At 38.8% G+C, this 17,783-nt stretch carries 15 protein-coding genes; 13 read left to right on the top strand and 2 right to left on the bottom strand.

What is annotated here, in order from left to right:
• Positions 1–2: 2 nt before the first annotated feature.
• The 9 genes from bglX (at position 3) to mnhG (ending at position 9,025) form a co-directional block, all read left to right on the top strand.
• Positions 3–2,315 carry a beta-glucosidase BglX gene (gene bglX / locus ABDJ41_RS12805; RefSeq protein ID WP_349786425.1) on the top strand — a complete coding sequence of 771 codons (2,313 nt, stop codon included), beginning with the start codon at positions 3–5 and terminating at the stop codon, positions 2,313–2,315.
• Between the two features lie 68 nt (positions 2,316–2,383).
• Positions 2,384–3,169 (top strand): carboxylesterase family protein, encoded by a 786-nt coding sequence (locus ABDJ41_RS12810; protein ID WP_349786426.1) that lies wholly within the window; start codon positions 2,384–2,386, stop codon positions 3,167–3,169.
• Positions 3,170–3,324: 155 nt separating this feature from the next.
• Positions 3,325–5,640 (top strand): putative monovalent cation/H+ antiporter subunit A, encoded by a 2,316-nt coding sequence (locus ABDJ41_RS12815; protein ID WP_349786427.1) that lies wholly within the window; start codon positions 3,325–3,327, stop codon positions 5,638–5,640.
• Positions 5,641–5,642: 2 nt separating this feature from the next.
• Positions 5,643–6,056, top strand: coding sequence for a Na+/H+ antiporter subunit B (locus ABDJ41_RS12820; protein WP_349786428.1), 414 nt, complete (start codon positions 5,643–5,645; stop codon positions 6,054–6,056).
• Between the two features lies 1 nt (position 6,057).
• Complete coding sequence (locus ABDJ41_RS12825; protein ID WP_349786430.1) at positions 6,058–6,414, top strand: Na+/H+ antiporter subunit C; 357 nt, start codon at positions 6,058–6,060, stop codon at positions 6,412–6,414.
• Positions 6,411–7,913: a proton-conducting transporter transmembrane domain-containing protein gene (locus ABDJ41_RS12830; protein ID WP_349786431.1), complete on the top strand. Its 1,503-nt coding sequence runs from the start codon at positions 6,411–6,413 to the stop codon at positions 7,911–7,913. Before ABDJ41_RS12825 ends, ABDJ41_RS12830 begins: the two co-directional genes overlap by 4 nt.
• A gap of 10 nt (positions 7,914–7,923) precedes the next feature.
• A complete protein-coding gene (locus tag ABDJ41_RS12835) occupies positions 7,924–8,400 on the top strand; it encodes a Na+/H+ antiporter subunit E (RefSeq protein WP_349786432.1) in 477 nt (158 codons plus the stop codon).
• Positions 8,397–8,663, top strand: a complete 267-nt coding sequence (locus ABDJ41_RS12840) for a monovalent cation/H+ antiporter complex subunit F (protein ID WP_349786434.1) — start codon at positions 8,397–8,399, stop codon at positions 8,661–8,663. Before ABDJ41_RS12835 ends, ABDJ41_RS12840 begins: the two co-directional genes overlap by 4 nt.
• Positions 8,664–8,665: 2 nt before the next feature.
• Complete coding sequence (gene mnhG / locus ABDJ41_RS12845) at positions 8,666–9,025, top strand: monovalent cation/H(+) antiporter subunit G (protein ID WP_349786436.1); 360 nt, start codon at positions 8,666–8,668, stop codon at positions 9,023–9,025.
• A 31-nt stretch (positions 9,026–9,056) separates the two neighbouring features.
• Here the strand turns inward: mnhG and ABDJ41_RS12850 are convergent, their stop codons facing one another.
• Both ABDJ41_RS12850 and ABDJ41_RS12855 read right to left on the bottom strand, forming a co-directional pair.
• Complete coding sequence (locus tag ABDJ41_RS12850) at positions 9,057–9,785, bottom strand: YebC/PmpR family DNA-binding transcriptional regulator (RefSeq protein ID WP_349786438.1); 729 nt, start codon at positions 9,783–9,785, stop codon at positions 9,057–9,059.
• Positions 9,786–9,840: 55 nt separating this feature from the next.
• Positions 9,841–10,785, bottom strand: a complete 945-nt coding sequence (locus ABDJ41_RS12855) for an NAD-dependent epimerase/dehydratase family protein (protein ID WP_349786440.1) — start codon at positions 10,783–10,785, stop codon at positions 9,841–9,843.
• A 138-nt stretch (positions 10,786–10,923) separates the two neighbouring features.
• Between ABDJ41_RS12855 and ABDJ41_RS12860 the strand changes: the two genes are divergently transcribed.
• The 4 genes from ABDJ41_RS12860 (at position 10,924) to ABDJ41_RS12875 (ending at position 17,781) form a co-directional block, all read left to right on the top strand.
• Complete coding sequence (locus ABDJ41_RS12860; protein WP_349786442.1) at positions 10,924–11,514, top strand: RNA polymerase sigma factor; 591 nt, start codon at positions 10,924–10,926, stop codon at positions 11,512–11,514.
• A gap of 102 nt (positions 11,515–11,616) precedes the next feature.
• Positions 11,617–12,747 carry a FecR domain-containing protein gene (locus tag ABDJ41_RS12865; RefSeq protein WP_349786444.1) on the top strand — a complete coding sequence of 377 codons (1,131 nt, stop codon included), beginning with the start codon at positions 11,617–11,619 and terminating at the stop codon, positions 12,745–12,747.
• 197 nt (positions 12,748–12,944) lie between these two features.
• Positions 12,945–16,271, top strand: a complete 3,327-nt coding sequence (locus ABDJ41_RS12870) for a TonB-dependent receptor (protein WP_349786446.1) — start codon at positions 12,945–12,947, stop codon at positions 16,269–16,271.
• A gap of 10 nt (positions 16,272–16,281) precedes the next feature.
• Positions 16,282–17,781 (top strand): RagB/SusD family nutrient uptake outer membrane protein, encoded by a 1,500-nt coding sequence (locus tag ABDJ41_RS12875; RefSeq protein ID WP_349786447.1) that lies wholly within the window; start codon positions 16,282–16,284, stop codon positions 17,779–17,781.
• Positions 17,782–17,783: the final 2 nt, after the last annotated feature.

Consider the following 17,783-nt stretch of genomic DNA (forward strand, 5'->3'; position numbering starts at 1 on the left):
TAATGAAAACGAGAATATATACATGGGCAGCAATCGCACTTTTTAGTACGAATATCTCTTTTGCTCAAACGAAAAAACCGGTAAGTACTGCCGACAAAAAAATGGACACTTTCATCAAAAACTTAATGTCGAAAATGACACTTGATGAGAAAATAGGTCAGCTAAATCTACTCACAGGAGGTGAAGCGACTACTGGTTCTGTGGTTAGTACTGATGTTGAAACCAAAATTAAAAAAGGACAGGTTGGTGGTATGTTCAGTTTAACTACACCGTCCCGCATCCGTAAAGCGCAGGAAATTGCAGTTAACCAAACTCGTCTTAAGATTCCTATCATTTTTGGCCAGGATGTAATCCATGGTTACAAAACTACTTTCCCTATTCCATTAGCACTGGCTTGTACATGGGATATGGCTATGATTGAAAAAACCGCGCGTATTGCTGCTACTGAAGCTTCGGCTGATGGCTTGAACTGGACTTTCTCTCCTATGGTTGATATTTCCAGAGATGCACGTTGGGGTCGTATTTCTGAAGGTTCAGGAGAAGATACATTCTTAGGATCCGAAATAGCCAAAGCGATGGTAAAAGGATATCAGGGAGATGATCTTGCCAAATACAATACAATGATGGCTTGTGTAAAGCATTTCGCTTTGTATGGCGCTTCAGAAGCTGGCAGAGATTACAATACCACAGACATGAGTCTTGATCGTATGTACAATGAGTATCTGCCACCATATAAAGCGGCCTTAGATGCAGGTGCAGGTAGTATCATGACTTCATTTAATGACATTAACGGTGTTCCGGCAACAGCGAATAAATGGTTAATGACCGACTTATTGCGTAAAGAATGGGGTTTTAAAGGCTTTGTTGTTACCGACTATACTGCAGTAAATGAACTGATAGATCATGGTCTGGGTGATTTACAAACTGTTTCTGCCCTATCTTTAAATGCAGGTGTTGATATGGATATGGTTGGTGAAGGCTTTTTAACGACACTTAAAAAATCTGTACAAGAAGGAAAAGTAAAAATTGAGAAAATTGATCAGGCCTGTCGATTGATATTAGAAGCTAAATATAAGCTTGGATTGTTTGAAGATCCTTTCCGTTATTGCAACGAAGAAAGAGCTAAAACAGAAATCTTAAAACCAGAGCATCTGGATTATGCACGTAAAGTTGCGACAGAATCTTTCGTTTTATTAAAAAATGAGAACAATACACTCCCTTTAAAAAAGACTGGTACCATTGCATTAATTGGTCCATTGGCAAATACCGGAGCTAACATGCCTGGAACATGGAGTGTAAATAGCGATCTGGCGAATACTAAATCACTTTTAGAAGGTATGCAAACTGCTGTTGGTTCTGATGTTAAGATTTTACATGGTCTTGGTTCAAACTTAATTGCAGATGCTAAATACCAGGAACGTGCTACGATGTTTGCTCGTGATATTCCACGTGACAACAGACCTGAGGAAGTAGTTATTGCCGAAGCAGTGAAGTTAGCTAAACAAGCTGATGTCGTAGTTGCAGCATTAGGTGAAAGCTCAGAGATGAGTGGTGAAGCATCCAGCAGAACAGATATAGAAATTCCTGCTATTCAGAAACGCTTATTACAAGCTTTACTTAAAACGGGTAAACCGGTTGTATTGGTCTTATTCACAGGCAGACCATTGGCATTGAAATGGGAAAGTGAAAATGTACCAGCTATTCTAAATGTTTGGTTTGGAGGCACTGAAACTGCGAATGCGATTCCTGATGTATTGTTTGGTGTAGTTAATCCATCTGGTAAACTAACAACAACTTTCCCTCAGAATGTTGGTCAGCTTCCATTATATTATGCTCATAAAAATACTGGAAGACCTTTAGAAGAAGGCAAATGGTTTAGTAAATTCCGTTCTAACTACCTTGATGTAAGCAATGATCCTTTATATCCTTTTGGTTATGGTTTAAGCTATACAACTTTTGCTTACAGCAACTTAAAAATAAGTAAAAACAGCTTTAAACCGGGAGAAGCAATTATAGCTAGTGTAGAGATTAAAAACACAGGTGCTATTGAAGGTAAAGAAGTAGTACAATTGTACATTCAGGATTTAGTGGGTAGTTCTACCAGACCTGTTAAAGAATTAAAAGGCTTTGAAAAGATCAGCTTAAAACCAGGTGAAAGTAAAACGGTTAGTTTTAAAATTACTGAAGAGGAATTAAAATTCTATAATACTGCATTGAAATTTGTTGCTGAGCCAGGTGATTTCAAAGTTTACATTGGAGCTAATTCAAGAGATGTAATGGAGGCAAAGTTTGCACTAACCAGAAAGTTTAAATAGGAATGTAAAGATTAATAATAAACCCAGATACTTTTCTTTTATACTGCATAAATCGATAATTTTGCTGCATGAAAACGTTCAATCTTACCTTCTCGTTGTTATTCCTTTTTGCTTTATACAGCAATGCCCAGGATTTCAATAAATATGAAAAAGGAAGCTTCGTAAAAGGAAAGGATAGCATCAACTATAGGGTGCTTTTCCCGGAGAACTTTGATTCGACTAAAAAATATCCTATTCTCTTTTTCTTGCATGGCAGTGGTGAAAGAGGGAATGACAATCAATCACAACTAACCCATGGTGCAAAACTATTCTTAAAAGAAGAGGTAAGGAAAGAATTTCCTGCAATCGTAATATTTCCACAATGCAGTCCGGATAGCTATTGGTCAAATGTGAATATTGTTCCTGATGGCAAAGGTAAAAGAGAGTTTATTTTTCAGGAAAAGGGTGAACCTAGTAAAGCCATGCATGCTTTGATCGGTTTAGTAAATAGTTTTTTACAAAAAACTTATGTAGATAAACAGCAGGTATATGTGGCTGGCTTATCAATGGGCGGAATGGGCACCTATGAATTGTTAAGACGTAAACCCAGAACATTTGCAGCAGCATTTTCAATTTGTGGTGGCGACAATGTAGCCAATGTCCAGAAATATAAGAAAACTCCATTGTGGATATTCCATGGTGAAAAAGATGACGTTGTGCCCGTTGTTTTTTCTACAAGGATTGCTGATCAGCTAAAAGTCCTGGGTAGACCTGCTAAATTAACACTATATCCCGAAGCAAACCACAACAGTTGGGACTCTGCTTTTGCAGAACCAGAGTTATTATCATGGTTATTTTCAAACAAAAAGAAATAAGTCATTAAAATAATCCAAAACAGTTAATGTAAAATGATACTTATTCAGCTAAGTATCATTTTTATTGTAAAACACGTTTTTTTTTCAATAAAATCTAGCATTTCGTATATTCTTACTTATTTTGGAAGCTTCGCCTACAAAACAAACAAGATTAAATGCTATTTATTGTACTGTCAGGAATAATCACTTCATGTCTTTTAGTCCCATTTGGAAAATTCTTTAAATCCAAATGGAGTGCTGCTTTTTCTATTTTGCCAATCCTATTATTCAGCTACTTTGCCAGTTTTATTCCTTCAGTTATGGAAGGCAAAGTATGGTTTGAATCCTATAAATGGGTGCCCTCTTTAAATATCAATTTTGATTTCAGACTGGATGGGCTTTCACTATTATTTAGTTTATTAATTACTGGTATTGGATCCTTTATCTTTATTTACGCTAGTTCATATCTAAAAGGGCATCAATACATAGACCGCTTTTACGGTTATTTATGCTTGTTTATGTCCGCCATGCTTGGCGTAGTGCTATCCGACAATATCCTTTTGCTATTTGTATTCTGGGAACTCACCAGCATTAGTTCTTTCTTTCTCATTGGATTTAATAATGACAGCAACGAATCCAGAAAGAGTGCGCTAACAGCTCTTGGTATAACTGGCCTTGGAGGCTTTTTTCTCCTTGCCGGTTTAATTCTGTTGAGCCAGATAGCCGGAACTTACTCTGTACAACAACTAATCTTACAAGCTGACCAAATCAGAGGTCATAATTTATACCCTCTGGTATTGGGATTGATTTTTATTGCTGCTTTTACTAAATCTGCACAGTTCCCTTTCCATTTTTGGTTACCTGGTGCAATGAAAGCTCCAACTCCTGTATCTGCATATCTACATTCTGCGACGATGGTTAAAGCAGGAATTTTTCTGCTGGCCCGCTTTACACCAGTTCTTGGAGGAACACCAGAATGGTCATATACCTTAATGATTGTTGGTGGTATTACTATGCTTTATGCTGCGATACATTCCTTGTTCAGAACAGATCTGAAAGGTGTACTTGCCTATTCAACTATATCAGCACTGGGCATACTTACTTTTTTAATTGGTCTTGGAACTGAAGCTGCTCTTATTGCCGCATCGACTTTTATACTTGTTCATGCCTTATACAAAGCAGCCCTATTTTTAATCACTGGCATTATTGATCATGAAACAGGTACCAGAGACCTGACCAAACTATCGGGACTCCGCAGCGTGTTATTCCCCGTTTTTATTGCAGGATTACTGGCTGCACTTTCCAGTGCAGGTCTCCCACTCTCCTTTGGCTTTATCGGAAAAGACCTTATTTATGAAGCAACATTGCATGCTGATCAAAAAATCGCATTATACCTGACCATTGCAGTAGTCCTGACCAATGTCTGTCTGGTTGCTGCAGGTTTTCTTGCTGGTATAAAACCTTTCACTGGCAAATTACCCCCCCGTTTTGAAAAGATTCATCTGCCTTATAAGTCTATGTGGATTCCTCCCCTGACGCTTGCCATTCTTGGCTTTGTATTTGGCTGTTTTCCTGGAGTAATAGGAGATTATATCATCTCCACAACTGTACGTGCTGTTGCCGGAACTGCAGTTGATTTTCATTTGAAAATATGGCATGGCTTTAACACCGTACTTATTTTAAGTCTGGTAACACTTGCAACTGGGACAGGGCTTTACTACGTAAATACACCTGACCATAAAAAAATGGCATTTGTAAGGCGTTTTAACTGGATTTCACCTCATAACATCTTTAATAAATTGTCAGACGGTTTTGTATCATTTTCTAACTGGTATTCGGCCACGATGCACAATGGCTTCCTAAGGTCTTATCTCCTTAAAATCATCATATTTGCTGAAGCTTTGCTCTTATATGAATTAATTATTGGCGGACCAATTTATATTGATTACAGCAAGTTATCATCCATCAGCGTTTATGAAGCTGTAAATGTATTTATCCTGATGGCTGCTGTTATGCTTACACTTCGTACTTCGTCAAGACTCACAGCCGTTGTTGGCACGAGTGTAATCGGCTATGCAATTTGTTTAATGTTTGTTTTTTACAGTGCACCTGACCTGGCCATCACACAATTTACAATAGATACATTAACGGTAGTCCTGTTTGTATTTGTATTATTTAATTTACCACCATTCCTTAATTTCTCAACCAACAATTCAAGAACAATCACCAGAGATGCATTTGTAGCGATTACTTTTGGAGCGATCTTATCAGTTATTGCTATCAAAGTGTTGCAGGTACCAACCGTTATAGAAACCAGCGAGTTTTACGGAAAATATGCCTATACACTTGCAAAGGGAAAGAATGTAGTTAATGTTATTCTTGTAGACTTCAGGGGATTTGATACCATGTTTGAAATTGTAGTGTTAAGTATCGCTGCTTTAGGTGTATATAGTTTACTAAAATTAAGGTTAAAATCTTCAGAAAGGGAATAATTATGAGAAGTACCATTTTACAAACCGCATCAAATTATCTGCTCCCGATCTTATTGTTGTTTTCTATTTTTCTGCTTCTACGCGGCCATTATTATCCTGGAGGAGGATTCGTAGGTGGCTTAGTTGCTTCTATTGCTTTTGTCCTTCATAGTTTGGCTTACGGAACAGACAGTACGATGAAGATTCTTCGATATAAACCTTTATCCCTGATTCCTACTGGATTAATCATAGCTACTCTAAGTATGTTTGCTCCAGTATTTTTCGGATTACCTGTAATGACCGGACTTTGGATAGAACAGCCAATTCCTGTTATTGGTATGATCGGCTCAGCACTATTCTTCGACCTTGGCGTTTACCTGGTTGTAATTGGTGTAGTATTAACTATTTTATTTACCATTTCTCTCGAAACCAACTAATATGGAACTTATACTCGTCCTCCTTATTGGCGTTTTGTATGCCGCCGGTGTCTATCTGATCTTGAGAAGAAGTATGGTGCGCCTCTTATTGGGTATCATACTTTTAGGTAATGGTACCAACATATTGATATTTTTATTGGGTAATATTACTAAAGGTAAAGCCCCGATCATCGATACGGACCTAAAAACCTTTGCTGATATTTATGCCGACCCCATTCCTCAGGCATTGATACTGACCGCAATTGTAATCAGTTTTGGTCTTACCTCCTTTGCTATTGTTTTATTAAAACGTGTATACGCCTTATTAGGCTCGGATGATCTGGATGATCTAAACACACCAGAAGAAGAAGATTTATGATTGATAACCAAATAATAGCAACAGTAATAATCCATTTATTTACCGCCTTACTGCAACTGGCATTCTGGCGGAAAACTGTAACACAACGTGTATTAAGTATTACCGGAAGTTTTATCGGTCTTTTATTCTCTGTACATTTATTTTCTAAAGTACTTCATGGTGGCATCTTAACGATGAACGCCGCAAACTGGCAGGCTCCGTTCGGGATTGTATTTGTGGCGGATCTGTTTAGCATTACAATGGTATTGCTCACCTCTATCGCTGCCCTCGCAATTTCTTTATTTTCTGCTCAAGGTGTAGGACGAGCGAGAATGTTGTACGGCTATTTCCCTATTTTTCATTTTCTGATCATGGGGCTTAATGGGGCTTTCCTAACAGGAGACATCTTCAATTTGTATGTATGGTTTGAGGTAGTTATCATCTCTTCATTCGTCTTACTTACCCTTGGTGGGCGGAAGTCACAATTAGAAGGTGCTGTAAAATATATGGCCATGAATATTCTGGCCTCTATGTTCTTCTTAACCGGGATAGGTATATTATACGGTATAACCGGCACCTTAAATATGGCCGATCTATCCCTAAAAATTCCTTTGGTAGAAAACCAGACCATAGTAAACCTGACTTCAATGTTTTTCCTGATTGGGTTTGGAATCAAATCGGCTGTATTCCCCCTTTATTTCTGGCTTCCCTCCTCTTATCATACACCACCCTCTGCCGTAGCAGCTGCCTTTGGTGGCTTACTGACCAAAGTGGGCATTTATGCAATGTTTAGGGTGTTTACTTTGATTTTTATCCCCAATGATTTCATAAAGACCTTATTTATAGTGATGGGTATTATGACTATTCTGACGGGAGCATTTGGCGCAGTAATTAAAAATAACATCAGGCGCTTATTTTCATATTTGATTGTTTGTCATATTGGATTTATTATTGGAGGACTTGGTTTATATACCAAACTGGCATTTACTGGTGCTATCTTTTACCTCATTCATGATATTATTGTTAAAACTAATCTATTTCTGATATCAGGACTAATACAACAGTTACGCGGCACAATGAACATGTCCAGACTAGGTGGTTTATATGCAGAATACCCCAAATTATCTCTGTTGATCGCTATTGTCCTTTTCTCACTAGCAGGCATTCCACCCCTTTCAGGATTCTGGCCCAAAATTTACCTGATTGATGCGGCTTATGTTGGAGAAAACTACTTCCTTATTGCAGCCATCATTATCGGTAGTTTTGTAACACTAATGATGGTCGCTAAAATGTGGTCTGAAGTATTTTGGAAAGACGCTTCTACAGAAGCCCCAGTAACAGATGCTTTTAAACCTTTGAGCTCTTTAAAAAAAACAATGTTGGTACTTCCAATCGGGATACTAGCCATGACAACTCTTTTTATCGGCCTTAACGCCGAGATGGTGATCAGAGTTGCCGAACAGATAGGTAATGAAATGTTAAATACCAGTCCTTATATAAAGGCAGTACTGGGTAAATAAAATATACGATATGATTAAGCACTTTTTGATGAACCTATTGCTTTCCTTCATTTGGGTAGCGCTGACAGGTTCCATGTATTATTCCAATTTTGTGTTTGGTTTTGCACTAGGCTTTTGTATCCTCTGGATTATGAACCGAGATGAAACAGATCGACGCTATTTTTCTCGTGTACCAAAGACTATTGGAGTTTTCTTTTACTTTCTTTATGAAATGATTGTGGCAAATATTCAGGTAGCTTACGATGTGATTACTCCAAAGTATTTTTTTAAACCTGGCATTGTCCGTTATCCGCTAGAGGCCAATTCTGACCTTGAAATCAACTTATTATCGACCATGATTTCACTCACTCCCGGAACACTTATCCTTGATGTTAGTGAGGATAAAAAATCATTATTTATTCATGTGATGTATATGAAAGATAGGGAAACATTTATAGCACAAATCAAAAACGGATTCGAAAAAAGATTATTGGAGGTCATAAGATGACATTAGCAACATATTTAGACTACGTGATTTTACCTATATTGACGGTTTCTGTTATTTTGGTGTTTATCAGATTATATAAAGGTCCTGAAGTAGTAGACCGTGTTGTAGCACTGGATTTACTTATTACCATTGGTATTGCACTGATCACAGTATACAGCATCCGCTCCCTTGAACCCATTTTTCTGGATGTGGCTATGATTTTGGCACTGATTGCTTTTTTGGGTACCATTTCATTTTCATTTTATTTAGATAAGAAAAAATAATTATGACAGATATTATAATTGGTGTAATAAGTACCATTGGCGCTCTGGCCATATTATTTGCTTCTATAGGGATATTAAGAATGCCTGATTTTTATCTGCGCCTTTCGGTAACGGTAAAGGCATCAACTATGGGCGTGGGGCTATTTCTGACTTGCGCAGCTATTATATTCCCTGATGTTTCAGTTACCACTAAAGCAATTGCAACTGTATTCTTTCTTGTATTGACTGCACCTGTAGGAGCGCATATGATTGCAAGAACAGCATATCATAAAAGAATTTCCATGTGGAAAGATACGGTGATGGACGAATACGAAAATAACATTGAAGAAAATGACGATAAACAAAAAGAGCAGGAACAATAAATGCCCTGCTCTACATTTTTATATAGATTATCTATTCTGCCATATTGTGATAAACAGCCTGAACATCATCATCTTCTTCTAATTTATCAATTAGTTTCAGTACATCCGCTGCCTGCTCCTCTGTCACTTCATGGTGCGACAAAGCAACTCGCTCCAGTTTAGAGCTCTTTAATTCTATACCTTTTTCTTCTAATGCTTTTTGAAGAGTACCAAAGTTTTCAAAAGGTCCCTGAGCTACTGCAATATCATTTCCTTCTTCATCTGCCTCTACGTACAATTCTTCTAATCCAGCATCAATCAGTTCAAACTCTAATTCTTCAAGATCCATATCATCAGAAGGAACAAACCTGAAAATAGATTTTCTGTTGAACACAAAATCAAGTGATCCTGTTTTACCTAAAGTACCGTTTGTTTTATTGAAATAACTACGCACATTCGCAACAGTCCTGTTGGTATTATCAGTAGCTGTCTCAATCAAAACTGCGACGCCATGTGGTGCATAGCCTTCATAAACGATCTCTTCATAATTGGCCATGCTTTTATCAGAAGCCCTCTTAATAGCTGCTTCTACACGGTCTTTTGGCATATTTACCGCTTTAGCATTTTGCATTGCGGTACGCAAACGTGAATTGGTTTCGGGATGTGGCCCGGCATCTTTTACCGCCATCACGATATCTTTACCTATCCTGGTAAACTGCACAGCCATTTTGGCCCAACGTTTAAACTTTCTTTCTTTTCTAAATTCGAATGCTCTTCCCATTTTTTTATTTTATTACTAGTAGCCAGTATTCAAAGCCAGCCTCAAAACTAGATATTTATTTTTTTAAATTCTTCAACATATCTGATGTTAGTTTAGATAAATCAAATTCAGGCTTCCATCCCCAATCTTTTGTTGCATAACTATCATCTATGGAACGTGGCCACCCATCAGCAATTTGCTGTCGTGGATCATTTTCAGTGTAACTTAACTTAAATTCAGGAATATGTTTTCTGATTTCTGCAGCAAGTATTTCCGGTGTAAAGCTTACACCCGTAAAATTATAACTCGAACGGATCGATATTTTAGAAGCCTCAGCATCCATCAATTCTATTGTTCCCCTTATTGCATCATCCATATACATCATTGGCAATTCAGTTCTTTCATTTAAAAATGAAGCATAACTACCCTTCCTTAATGCATCATGAAAAATATGAATGGCATAGTCTGTTGTACCACCACCCGGCGCAGCTTTCCAACTAATTAATCCAGGATAACGAATACTACGTACATCTAGTCCGTACTTTTGGAAGTAATACTCGCACCAACGCTCTCCTGCCAATTTACTTATACCGTATACCGTATTTGGATCCATTACACTAAACTGTGGAGTTACATCCTTTGGTGAATTTGGACCAAATACTGCAATAGAACTTGGCCAATAAACTTTTGCTGTATTATAAGTAATAGCTAAATCCAAAATATTTAACAGACCATTCATATTCAAGTCCCAGGCTAGTTTGGGATTTTGTTCTCCTGTAGCTGACAATAAAGCAGCTAACAGATAGACTTGAGTTGGCTTATATTTTCTGAATATTTCATTTAAGGTATCCTTTTCAAGCACGTTCACAAACTCGAAAGGTCCCGAGTTCTTGATATCATAATCCGGTCTGCGGATATCGCAGGCTATGACATTATTTTCACTATAAGTTTTACGTAAAGCGGTTACCAGTTCTGTGCCGATCTGACCATTAGAACCCAATACCAATATTTTTTCACTCATATATAAGTTAGAATTTGTACAAAAATAAATAAATGAACAAACCTATTCAAAAATGTTTATAGCGACCAAAAATTCTACTCGATTATTATTTAATTAATAATCTTCCTATAATTGTAAGATAACCAAATCTAAAAACTGATGATATCATCGGGTGAAAGTCAGGACAACTTACTATTGCAACAGCTAGCCTTAGGCGACGAGCTGGCTTTTACTTCGGTATACGATCAGTATTGGGAACCATTGTTAAGGCATATCATGCGGATCCTTCCAGATAAAGACGAGGCGATTGACGTTGTTCAGGAGACTTTTTTAAGCTTCTGGAACCAAGGTCACAAGCTGGAACGGGTAAATTCTATTAAAACTTACCTGTTTACGATGGGCAGGAATGCAGCATTTAAAAAATGGAAGTTAAATCTGAAGCAGCGTAATTACCTGGAAAACCTGGTAGCTCATTATGCAGAGGCTGATGAAGGGTTTGAACAAATCATCAATACGAAGGAGCTGTCGGCGGTACTCGATGCCGAAATTGAAAAATTACCGGCAAAAATGAGGGAGATTTTTATCCTGAGCCGCAAAGAACATCTGACCTACAAGGAAATTGCTGAAAAACTGCAGATATCGGACTTAACAGTGAAAAAGCAGATCAATAATTCACTCAAACAACTGAGGTTAAAAATCGGGGAAGAATACATCCCTTACCTTGTCCTCCTATACATCATGAACAATTAAAACAATGATTATCACATCATTTTAACTTTTTCTTACAACGTCCTACTACTTTGCCCCGATAAAGGTACTCTAAGAGATATAACCATTTATAAAGAGCCAGGTATGAACCAGGAAGAAATCAGGGAATTATTGCACCGGTATGCGGACGACAAATGCAGTGCGGATGAGAAGGAACAGCTAGAGCGCCTGGTAATGGAAAAGCCTTTGCTAAAAGAATGGCAATGGAAAAGTGAGGAGGAGCGCATACTTACCGGACTGCGGATCAAAGCTTATATTGATCATAAACGTTTACCTAAAAGTCAAAAACCAACATTCCGTTTATGGTACGCAGGGATTGCAGCCGCTCTATTACTGGTTGCGGGGCTGGGCTGGCTTTTTGTGCAAAACCAGAATGCTTCCACAGCACCTACCAGCAGTATGGTAAAAACAGATCTGAAAGGCATTATTTTAACCTTATCTGATGGTTCCAGGGTTTTACTGGAAAATAACGAAGGACAGACTTTACAGGACGCAGGCACATCCATCAAAAAACTAAAAAATGAATTGGTTTACAGGGATGAGGGAAACCAGGCAACCGCAAACAACCTGGAAAAACCAGTAATGAATACAATTCAATTGCCCAAGGGTGAAAATTTCAAGCTCATCTTACCCGACGGTACCAAAGTTTGGTTAAATGCGACTTCTTCTTTATCCTATCCAGTTATCTTTTCTGGCAAAGAGCGTAAGATTGTATTAACTGGGGAAGCTTACTTTGAGGTTGCACACAACAGCAAAAAACCTTTTAAGGTCATTGCGGATCATACTGAGATTGTAGTTACCGGAACCCATTTTAATGTTTCAGCCTATCCAGATGACACGACGATCAGCACTACACTACTGGAAGGCGGTGTAAACATTTGGAGAGGAAAACATATACATCAGCTTAAACCTGGCTTTGAAGCCCTTACCTATCGCAACAAGGAGGAAATTAACGAGCAGGTGGCCGATATAGAAAATGTACTGGCCTGGCGAAACGGGTACTTTGTATTTGATGATCAGAACGTCAGGGAAGTCATGAAAAAAGTAGCCAGATGGTATGACATCGAGGTTACATTTAAAAACCGCAACCTGACCAAGAGATTTGGAGGAACCTTTCCCAAATCGGCAAATGTTGATGAGCTGCTGAAAGATCTTGAATCACTCGGAAAAATGCGGTTCAAAAGAAACGGGAAGGAGGTTGTTGTGATGGATTAAGTATACCAAATGCTTTTTACCAAAAAAACCAGAAGTGCTGTAACACTCCTGGCCAACCGGCTAAGCCGGATTTGGTTGATAATTTCAAGTTACCGTTAAATAACCATTTAGTAATTATAACCTATTTACAAATGTATAAAAATTATGTTGCATCAAAATGCAAGCGCTATTGCTATGTCCCAATTAAGCTATTGATCATGCTAAAGATTGCCTTAGTTATCCTGACGCTATCGTTTATGCAGGCCCAGGCAGAAGTTCGGGCACAAAATGCCAGTATTAAAGGTGATAACCTATCGCTGAAAAAGGTGTTCTCTGAATTGCGTAGTCAAACAGGCTACCATTTTTTATATCTTTCAGACGACCTCGAAGATGCAAAACCGGTTAAAGTCAATTTTAAAAATGCGCCACTGCAGACCATACTTGATCACTGCTTTGCCAACCAGCCCCTAACTTATGAAATCAGGGGAAACAGGATTCTGATTGAACGAAAGAAAACTACCATTCCCATTAAACAGGAAATCATTCTTAAAGGACAGGTAACCGATGAAAAGGGAATCGGGCTGCCTGGCGTAAATATCAGTACAGCTGACAAAACATTTCTGACAAGTACAAACGGTGAGGGAAGGTATGAACTGAAACTTTCTCCGGAGATCAATGTGCTGGTTTTCACTATTCTTGGATATGAAGAACAGCTGGTAAAAGTACCATCCTGGAATATATTGAACGTAGTGCTTAAAGAAAAAGTCAGTGGTTTAAACGAGGTTGTTATTGTAGGTTATGGTGCCGTTAAAAAAGCTGATTTAACCGGTTCTGTAGCCACTGTTAAAATGGACAATCTCAAAGATATTCCGTCAAGTTCAATTGAAAAACTACTACAAGGCCGTTCGGCAGGTTTGCAGATTGTCAATTCATCTCAGGACCCGGGATCTGGAGTAACCGTCCGCATACGTGGCGGAAGTTCATTACGCGGATCAAATGCACCATTAGTTGTTGTCGATGGCTTTCCCTTAGGTGATGCAGGAAATCTAAAACAAATAAACCCGGCAGACATCAATTCCATTGAAGTTTTAAAAGACGCTTCGGCATCCTCCATCTATGGCTCAAGAGGGGCCAATGGCGTCATCATCATCACCACGAAAAAAGCAGCAAGTGGTGAAGCGAAAATAACCGTTACCCAACAAACTACACTGGATCAGTTTTCATCTGAAATGATCCAATGGACAAGTCCGGCTTTAATGGCACAGCTCGACAATGAGGCTAAAATAAATGGAGATTTAGCACCGCTTTACATCGGTGCGGTAAATTCAACTGGTATTTATTATCCTTCTGTGCAGCAAATTGAAGAAGGTATCTGGCCTTACTATACCGATTGGTCCAAAACTGTTTTCAGGGATCAGCCCATATCTAATTCCACCTCAGTAGCACTAAGCAGTGGCACAGAAAAAACGGCTCTGAATTTAAGCGCCAACTATCTGAAACAAAATGGGGCATATATCAATGATGATTACGACAAAGCCATTGTCAGGTTAAACATTAAGCACCAGTTCAGCAAAAAACTGAATATAACTGCATTTAACAATATTTCAAAGGACAAAAGGAATAACAATGGAGGATTGGCTTACTGGCGCAACCCGCTTTGGCCGGTATACAACGATGACGGCAGTTATTTTATGGCTGGCAATAATGATTACGACCATCCTATTGCCAGAACAGATCAGGTAAAAAATGTATTTAACGGGGTAGACTTTATTTCATCAGGAATTTTGGAATGGCAGATCATAGATGGTTTGAATCTAAAATCGCATCTGAACTACAAATATGGCTCCTCTATACAGGACAGGTACAACCCGGATAAGTACACAGAAGATGGAACAAACAATAAAGGAGCAGCTTACATCGACAACTGGTTTGGAAACAATACCCTATCTGAAACATATCTGACATACGATAAAATGCTGGGCCAGAAACACAAAATAAATGTAATGCTGGGGCAATCATACGAATATAGCCTGGCAAGAAGTTCAAGCTTAGCTTCCTACGATTTTAAAAATGGAACCCTGGGAAATGAGAACATGTCTTCTGGAAACCCAGACCTGAACAGACACACCAACAGCCAGACTAAAACCCAGCTATTGTCTTATTTGGGGCGTGTGAACTATGCTTTTGCGGATAAATACTTATTTACGGCAACCCTTCGTGCTGATGGTTCTTCCAAGTTTAGCCAAAACAACCGCTGGGCTTATTTCCCATCCGGAGCAGTCAGCTGGAAATTACACAATGAAGATTTCATTAAAAACCTGAACATTTTTGACGAGCTTAAATTCAGAGGCAGTTATGGTATTTCCGGTAACCAGGGAATTTCTCCATATCAGACATTGAGCAGATATGGTATAGAAACATTTTACAGCAATGGCATGTGGAACACAGCAATTGGCCCTGGTTATGTAATTGGTAATACTGGTATTGGCGGTAGATATAAACTTTGGGGTGGCATACCGAATAAAGATCTAAAATGGGAAACTACCTCGCAGTACAATATAGGTTTAGATATCAGCCTTTTAAAAAGCAGGCTAAACATTACGGCGGATTACTATGACAAACATACCGACGACCTGTTACGTGAGCGCTACTTAACACTGAGTTCGGGATACGATAAGATGTGGGTAAATGATGGTGAAATCAGCAATAAAGGAATTGAATTCACAGTCAACGGAACCATGGTTGAAAGTCGCGACTGGGGCTTTTCCGGGACATTAATCTTTTCAAAAAACAAGAATAAGGTGGTTAGCCTGGGAAATACACTTAGTTCCGGTCTGAGCACAGATTTTCTGACAGGTATGCAATATGAATATTACGGATCAGGATTAGACCCTTTCCGGGAAACATCTTCAAATATCCTGGCTGTAAATTACCCGGTAAATGTCTTTTACGGTTATAAGGTCAACGGCATTTTACAGTCGGCAAAAGAGGGTGCCGAAGCGGGGCTTGTTGGTGCAGAATCCAAAGCAGGTGAATACCGTTATCTTGATTTGAACGAAGATGGTGTTTTTGATTCAAATGACAGGGCGATTATCGGTGACCCGAACCCGGATTTTAGCGCAAGTATGAATTTAAACCTAAGGTACAAGAGATTTGACGTCAACCTGTTTCTGAACGGTGTATTCGGAAATGACGTTATCATGCCTGGCATGTACAACTCTGCAGACCATGTGCCTTTAAGGTGGACACCAGACAATCAGACCAATGATTACCCAAGCTTAAGACAAGGTAGATTGTATTATACATCAGACTGGTTTATTAAAGATGGCTCGTATTTACGCGTTCAGAACGTCAACCTTGGCTATAGATTCAATACAACTAAAATTAAGTGGCTTAAAGATGCACGCTTGTTTATAAATGCAGAGAACCTATACACTTTTACCAGTTTCAAAGGGTATGACCCCGAGGTTGGTCTGGATGGAAGGTACTATGGCGGATATCCAAGACTACGGAAATACACAATGGGTTTAGAGGTAAATTTTTAAATATAAGATCATGAAAACGAGACTACTCATAACGCTTCTGTTTTTAGCTGGTTTTTCCGGCTGTAAAGTGGAAGAAGATCCATATGGCTTTTATTCAGAGAATAATTTTTATAAAACAGCAGAAGACGCCCAATCTGCGCTATATTATTCTTACAACGCTTTTACCAATAATGAATATGCAAGGGCCATTTTTTATATCCATGAACTAGCCAGCGAAACCTGTGATGTGAAAAGCGAAGAAGCTTTTGGTGCACAGGAAATTAACAATTGGACCCGGGCATTGTTCAAAGACAATGAACAGCTGGAGCTGTTTTTTAAATACAGCTACATCGGGATCAACAGGGCCAATGCAGTAATCGAAAATGTTGGCGGCAGTAAGCTGGATGAAGAACTGAAAAAAAGGATTATCGGTGAAGCACATTTTTTACGTGCCTATAACTATTACAATCTTGCTTCTACTTATGGCTTGGTGCCCATTCAAAGTAAAATGGTGAGTACACAGGCACAAACAAATCCGCCTTTACCCGCCAACCTGGATGAACTGTATGATTTTATCATCAGCGACTGTCTAATTGCGGAACAGCAACTTCGCGTAAACCGGGTAGTAGGTTGTGTAGATAAGGTTGCCGCCCAGTCTTTACTGGCTAAAGCTTATTTAACCTTAGCCTCATCAAAACAAAGTAACCTTGCTTTATACAGAGACTCGAAAAGAGATTTTTCTTTAATGTATGACAGTGCAGCGTACTGGTCAGGAAAGGTGCTTTATGAACAGTCGGAATACAAACTGGATAATGATTTGTTAAACATTTATGATGTGAAAAAGCCGAACGGACCTGAGCATATATTTATTTTGTCTATGGATAAAACAGGGATACAGGAAGGTAATTTCTCCTCTATTGACAAGATGTTTATTCCTTACAAAAATGGCAGTAACCTATGGTTTAAGAATCCGGATGAGACTTTTACAAAAGCTACAAACAACGGATGGGGTGTTTTTCTGATTACAGATCAATTTGCAAATACCTATGAAAATAAGGATAAGCGAAAATCTGTTCTGATGTCGAAGCGATATTACACCAACAGCACCGGATCTACATGGGACGACAATCCAACTTACTTAACCAGGAAATTTATTGACCCCGACTATATTGGTGTAAAATCAAGTGTCCGTCCTTTTTTAATCCGGTTTTCAGACATTGCGTTGGTGTATGCAGAGGCAAAAGGTCCAACGACCGAGGGGTATGAATGGTTAAATAAAATCAGGGAACGTGCTGGCCTAGACGAAGCCCCGGCAGGACTGGGCATAACGCAGTTCAGAAATTTGGTGGTAGATGAACGTGCATTGGAGCTTGCTTTTGAAGGTAAGAGACTGTATGACCTTCGCAGAAAGGCTATTGTAACGGTTAAAGACCCTAAGGCTGCTGCATCCGGGATATCAGAAGCCGAAGCGGCCTTTTATCCGATACCACAAAAAGAGATTGATCTGAATCCTAACCTTCGTCAAAAATAATC

Source organism: Pedobacter sp. ASV1-7 (assembly GCF_040203335.1).
Classification (GTDB): domain Bacteria; phylum Bacteroidota; class Bacteroidia; order Sphingobacteriales; family Sphingobacteriaceae; genus Pedobacter.

Bases quoted from the DNA above. Each gene is read 5' to 3' on its own strand.
- ABDJ41_RS12870 (WP_349786446.1), top strand. From the start codon at position 12,945: ATGCTAAAGATTGCCTTAGTTATCCTGACGCTATCGTTTATGCAGGCC.
- ABDJ41_RS12860 (WP_349786442.1), top strand. From the start codon at position 10,924: ATGATATCATCGGGTGAAAGTCAGGACAACTTACTATTGCAACAGCTA.
- ABDJ41_RS12835 (WP_349786432.1), top strand. From the start codon at position 7,924: ATGATTAAGCACTTTTTGATGAACCTATTGCTTTCCTTCATTTGGGTA.
- ABDJ41_RS12810 (WP_349786426.1), top strand. From the start codon at position 2,384: ATGAAAACGTTCAATCTTACCTTCTCGTTGTTATTCCTTTTTGCTTTA.
- ABDJ41_RS12825 (WP_349786430.1), top strand. From the start codon at position 6,058: ATGGAACTTATACTCGTCCTCCTTATTGGCGTTTTGTATGCCGCCGGT.
- ABDJ41_RS12875 (WP_349786447.1), top strand. From the start codon at position 16,282: ATGAAAACGAGACTACTCATAACGCTTCTGTTTTTAGCTGGTTTTTCC.
- ABDJ41_RS12830 (WP_349786431.1), top strand. From the start codon at position 6,411: ATGATTGATAACCAAATAATAGCAACAGTAATAATCCATTTATTTACC.
- ABDJ41_RS12855 (WP_349786440.1), bottom strand. From the start codon at position 10,785: ATGAGTGAAAAAATATTGGTATTGGGTTCTAATGGTCAGATCGGCACA.
- ABDJ41_RS12850 (WP_349786438.1), bottom strand. From the start codon at position 9,785: ATGGGAAGAGCATTCGAATTTAGAAAAGAAAGAAAGTTTAAACGTTGG.
- ABDJ41_RS12840 (WP_349786434.1), top strand. From the start codon at position 8,397: ATGACATTAGCAACATATTTAGACTACGTGATTTTACCTATATTGACG.
- bglX (WP_349786425.1), top strand. From the start codon at position 3: ATGAAAACGAGAATATATACATGGGCAGCAATCGCACTTTTTAGTACG.
- mnhG (WP_349786436.1), top strand. From the start codon at position 8,666: ATGACAGATATTATAATTGGTGTAATAAGTACCATTGGCGCTCTGGCC.
- ABDJ41_RS12820 (WP_349786428.1), top strand. From the start codon at position 5,643: ATGAGAAGTACCATTTTACAAACCGCATCAAATTATCTGCTCCCGATC.
- ABDJ41_RS12865 (WP_349786444.1), top strand. From the start codon at position 11,617: ATGAACCAGGAAGAAATCAGGGAATTATTGCACCGGTATGCGGACGAC.
- ABDJ41_RS12815 (WP_349786427.1), top strand. From the start codon at position 3,325: ATGCTATTTATTGTACTGTCAGGAATAATCACTTCATGTCTTTTAGTC.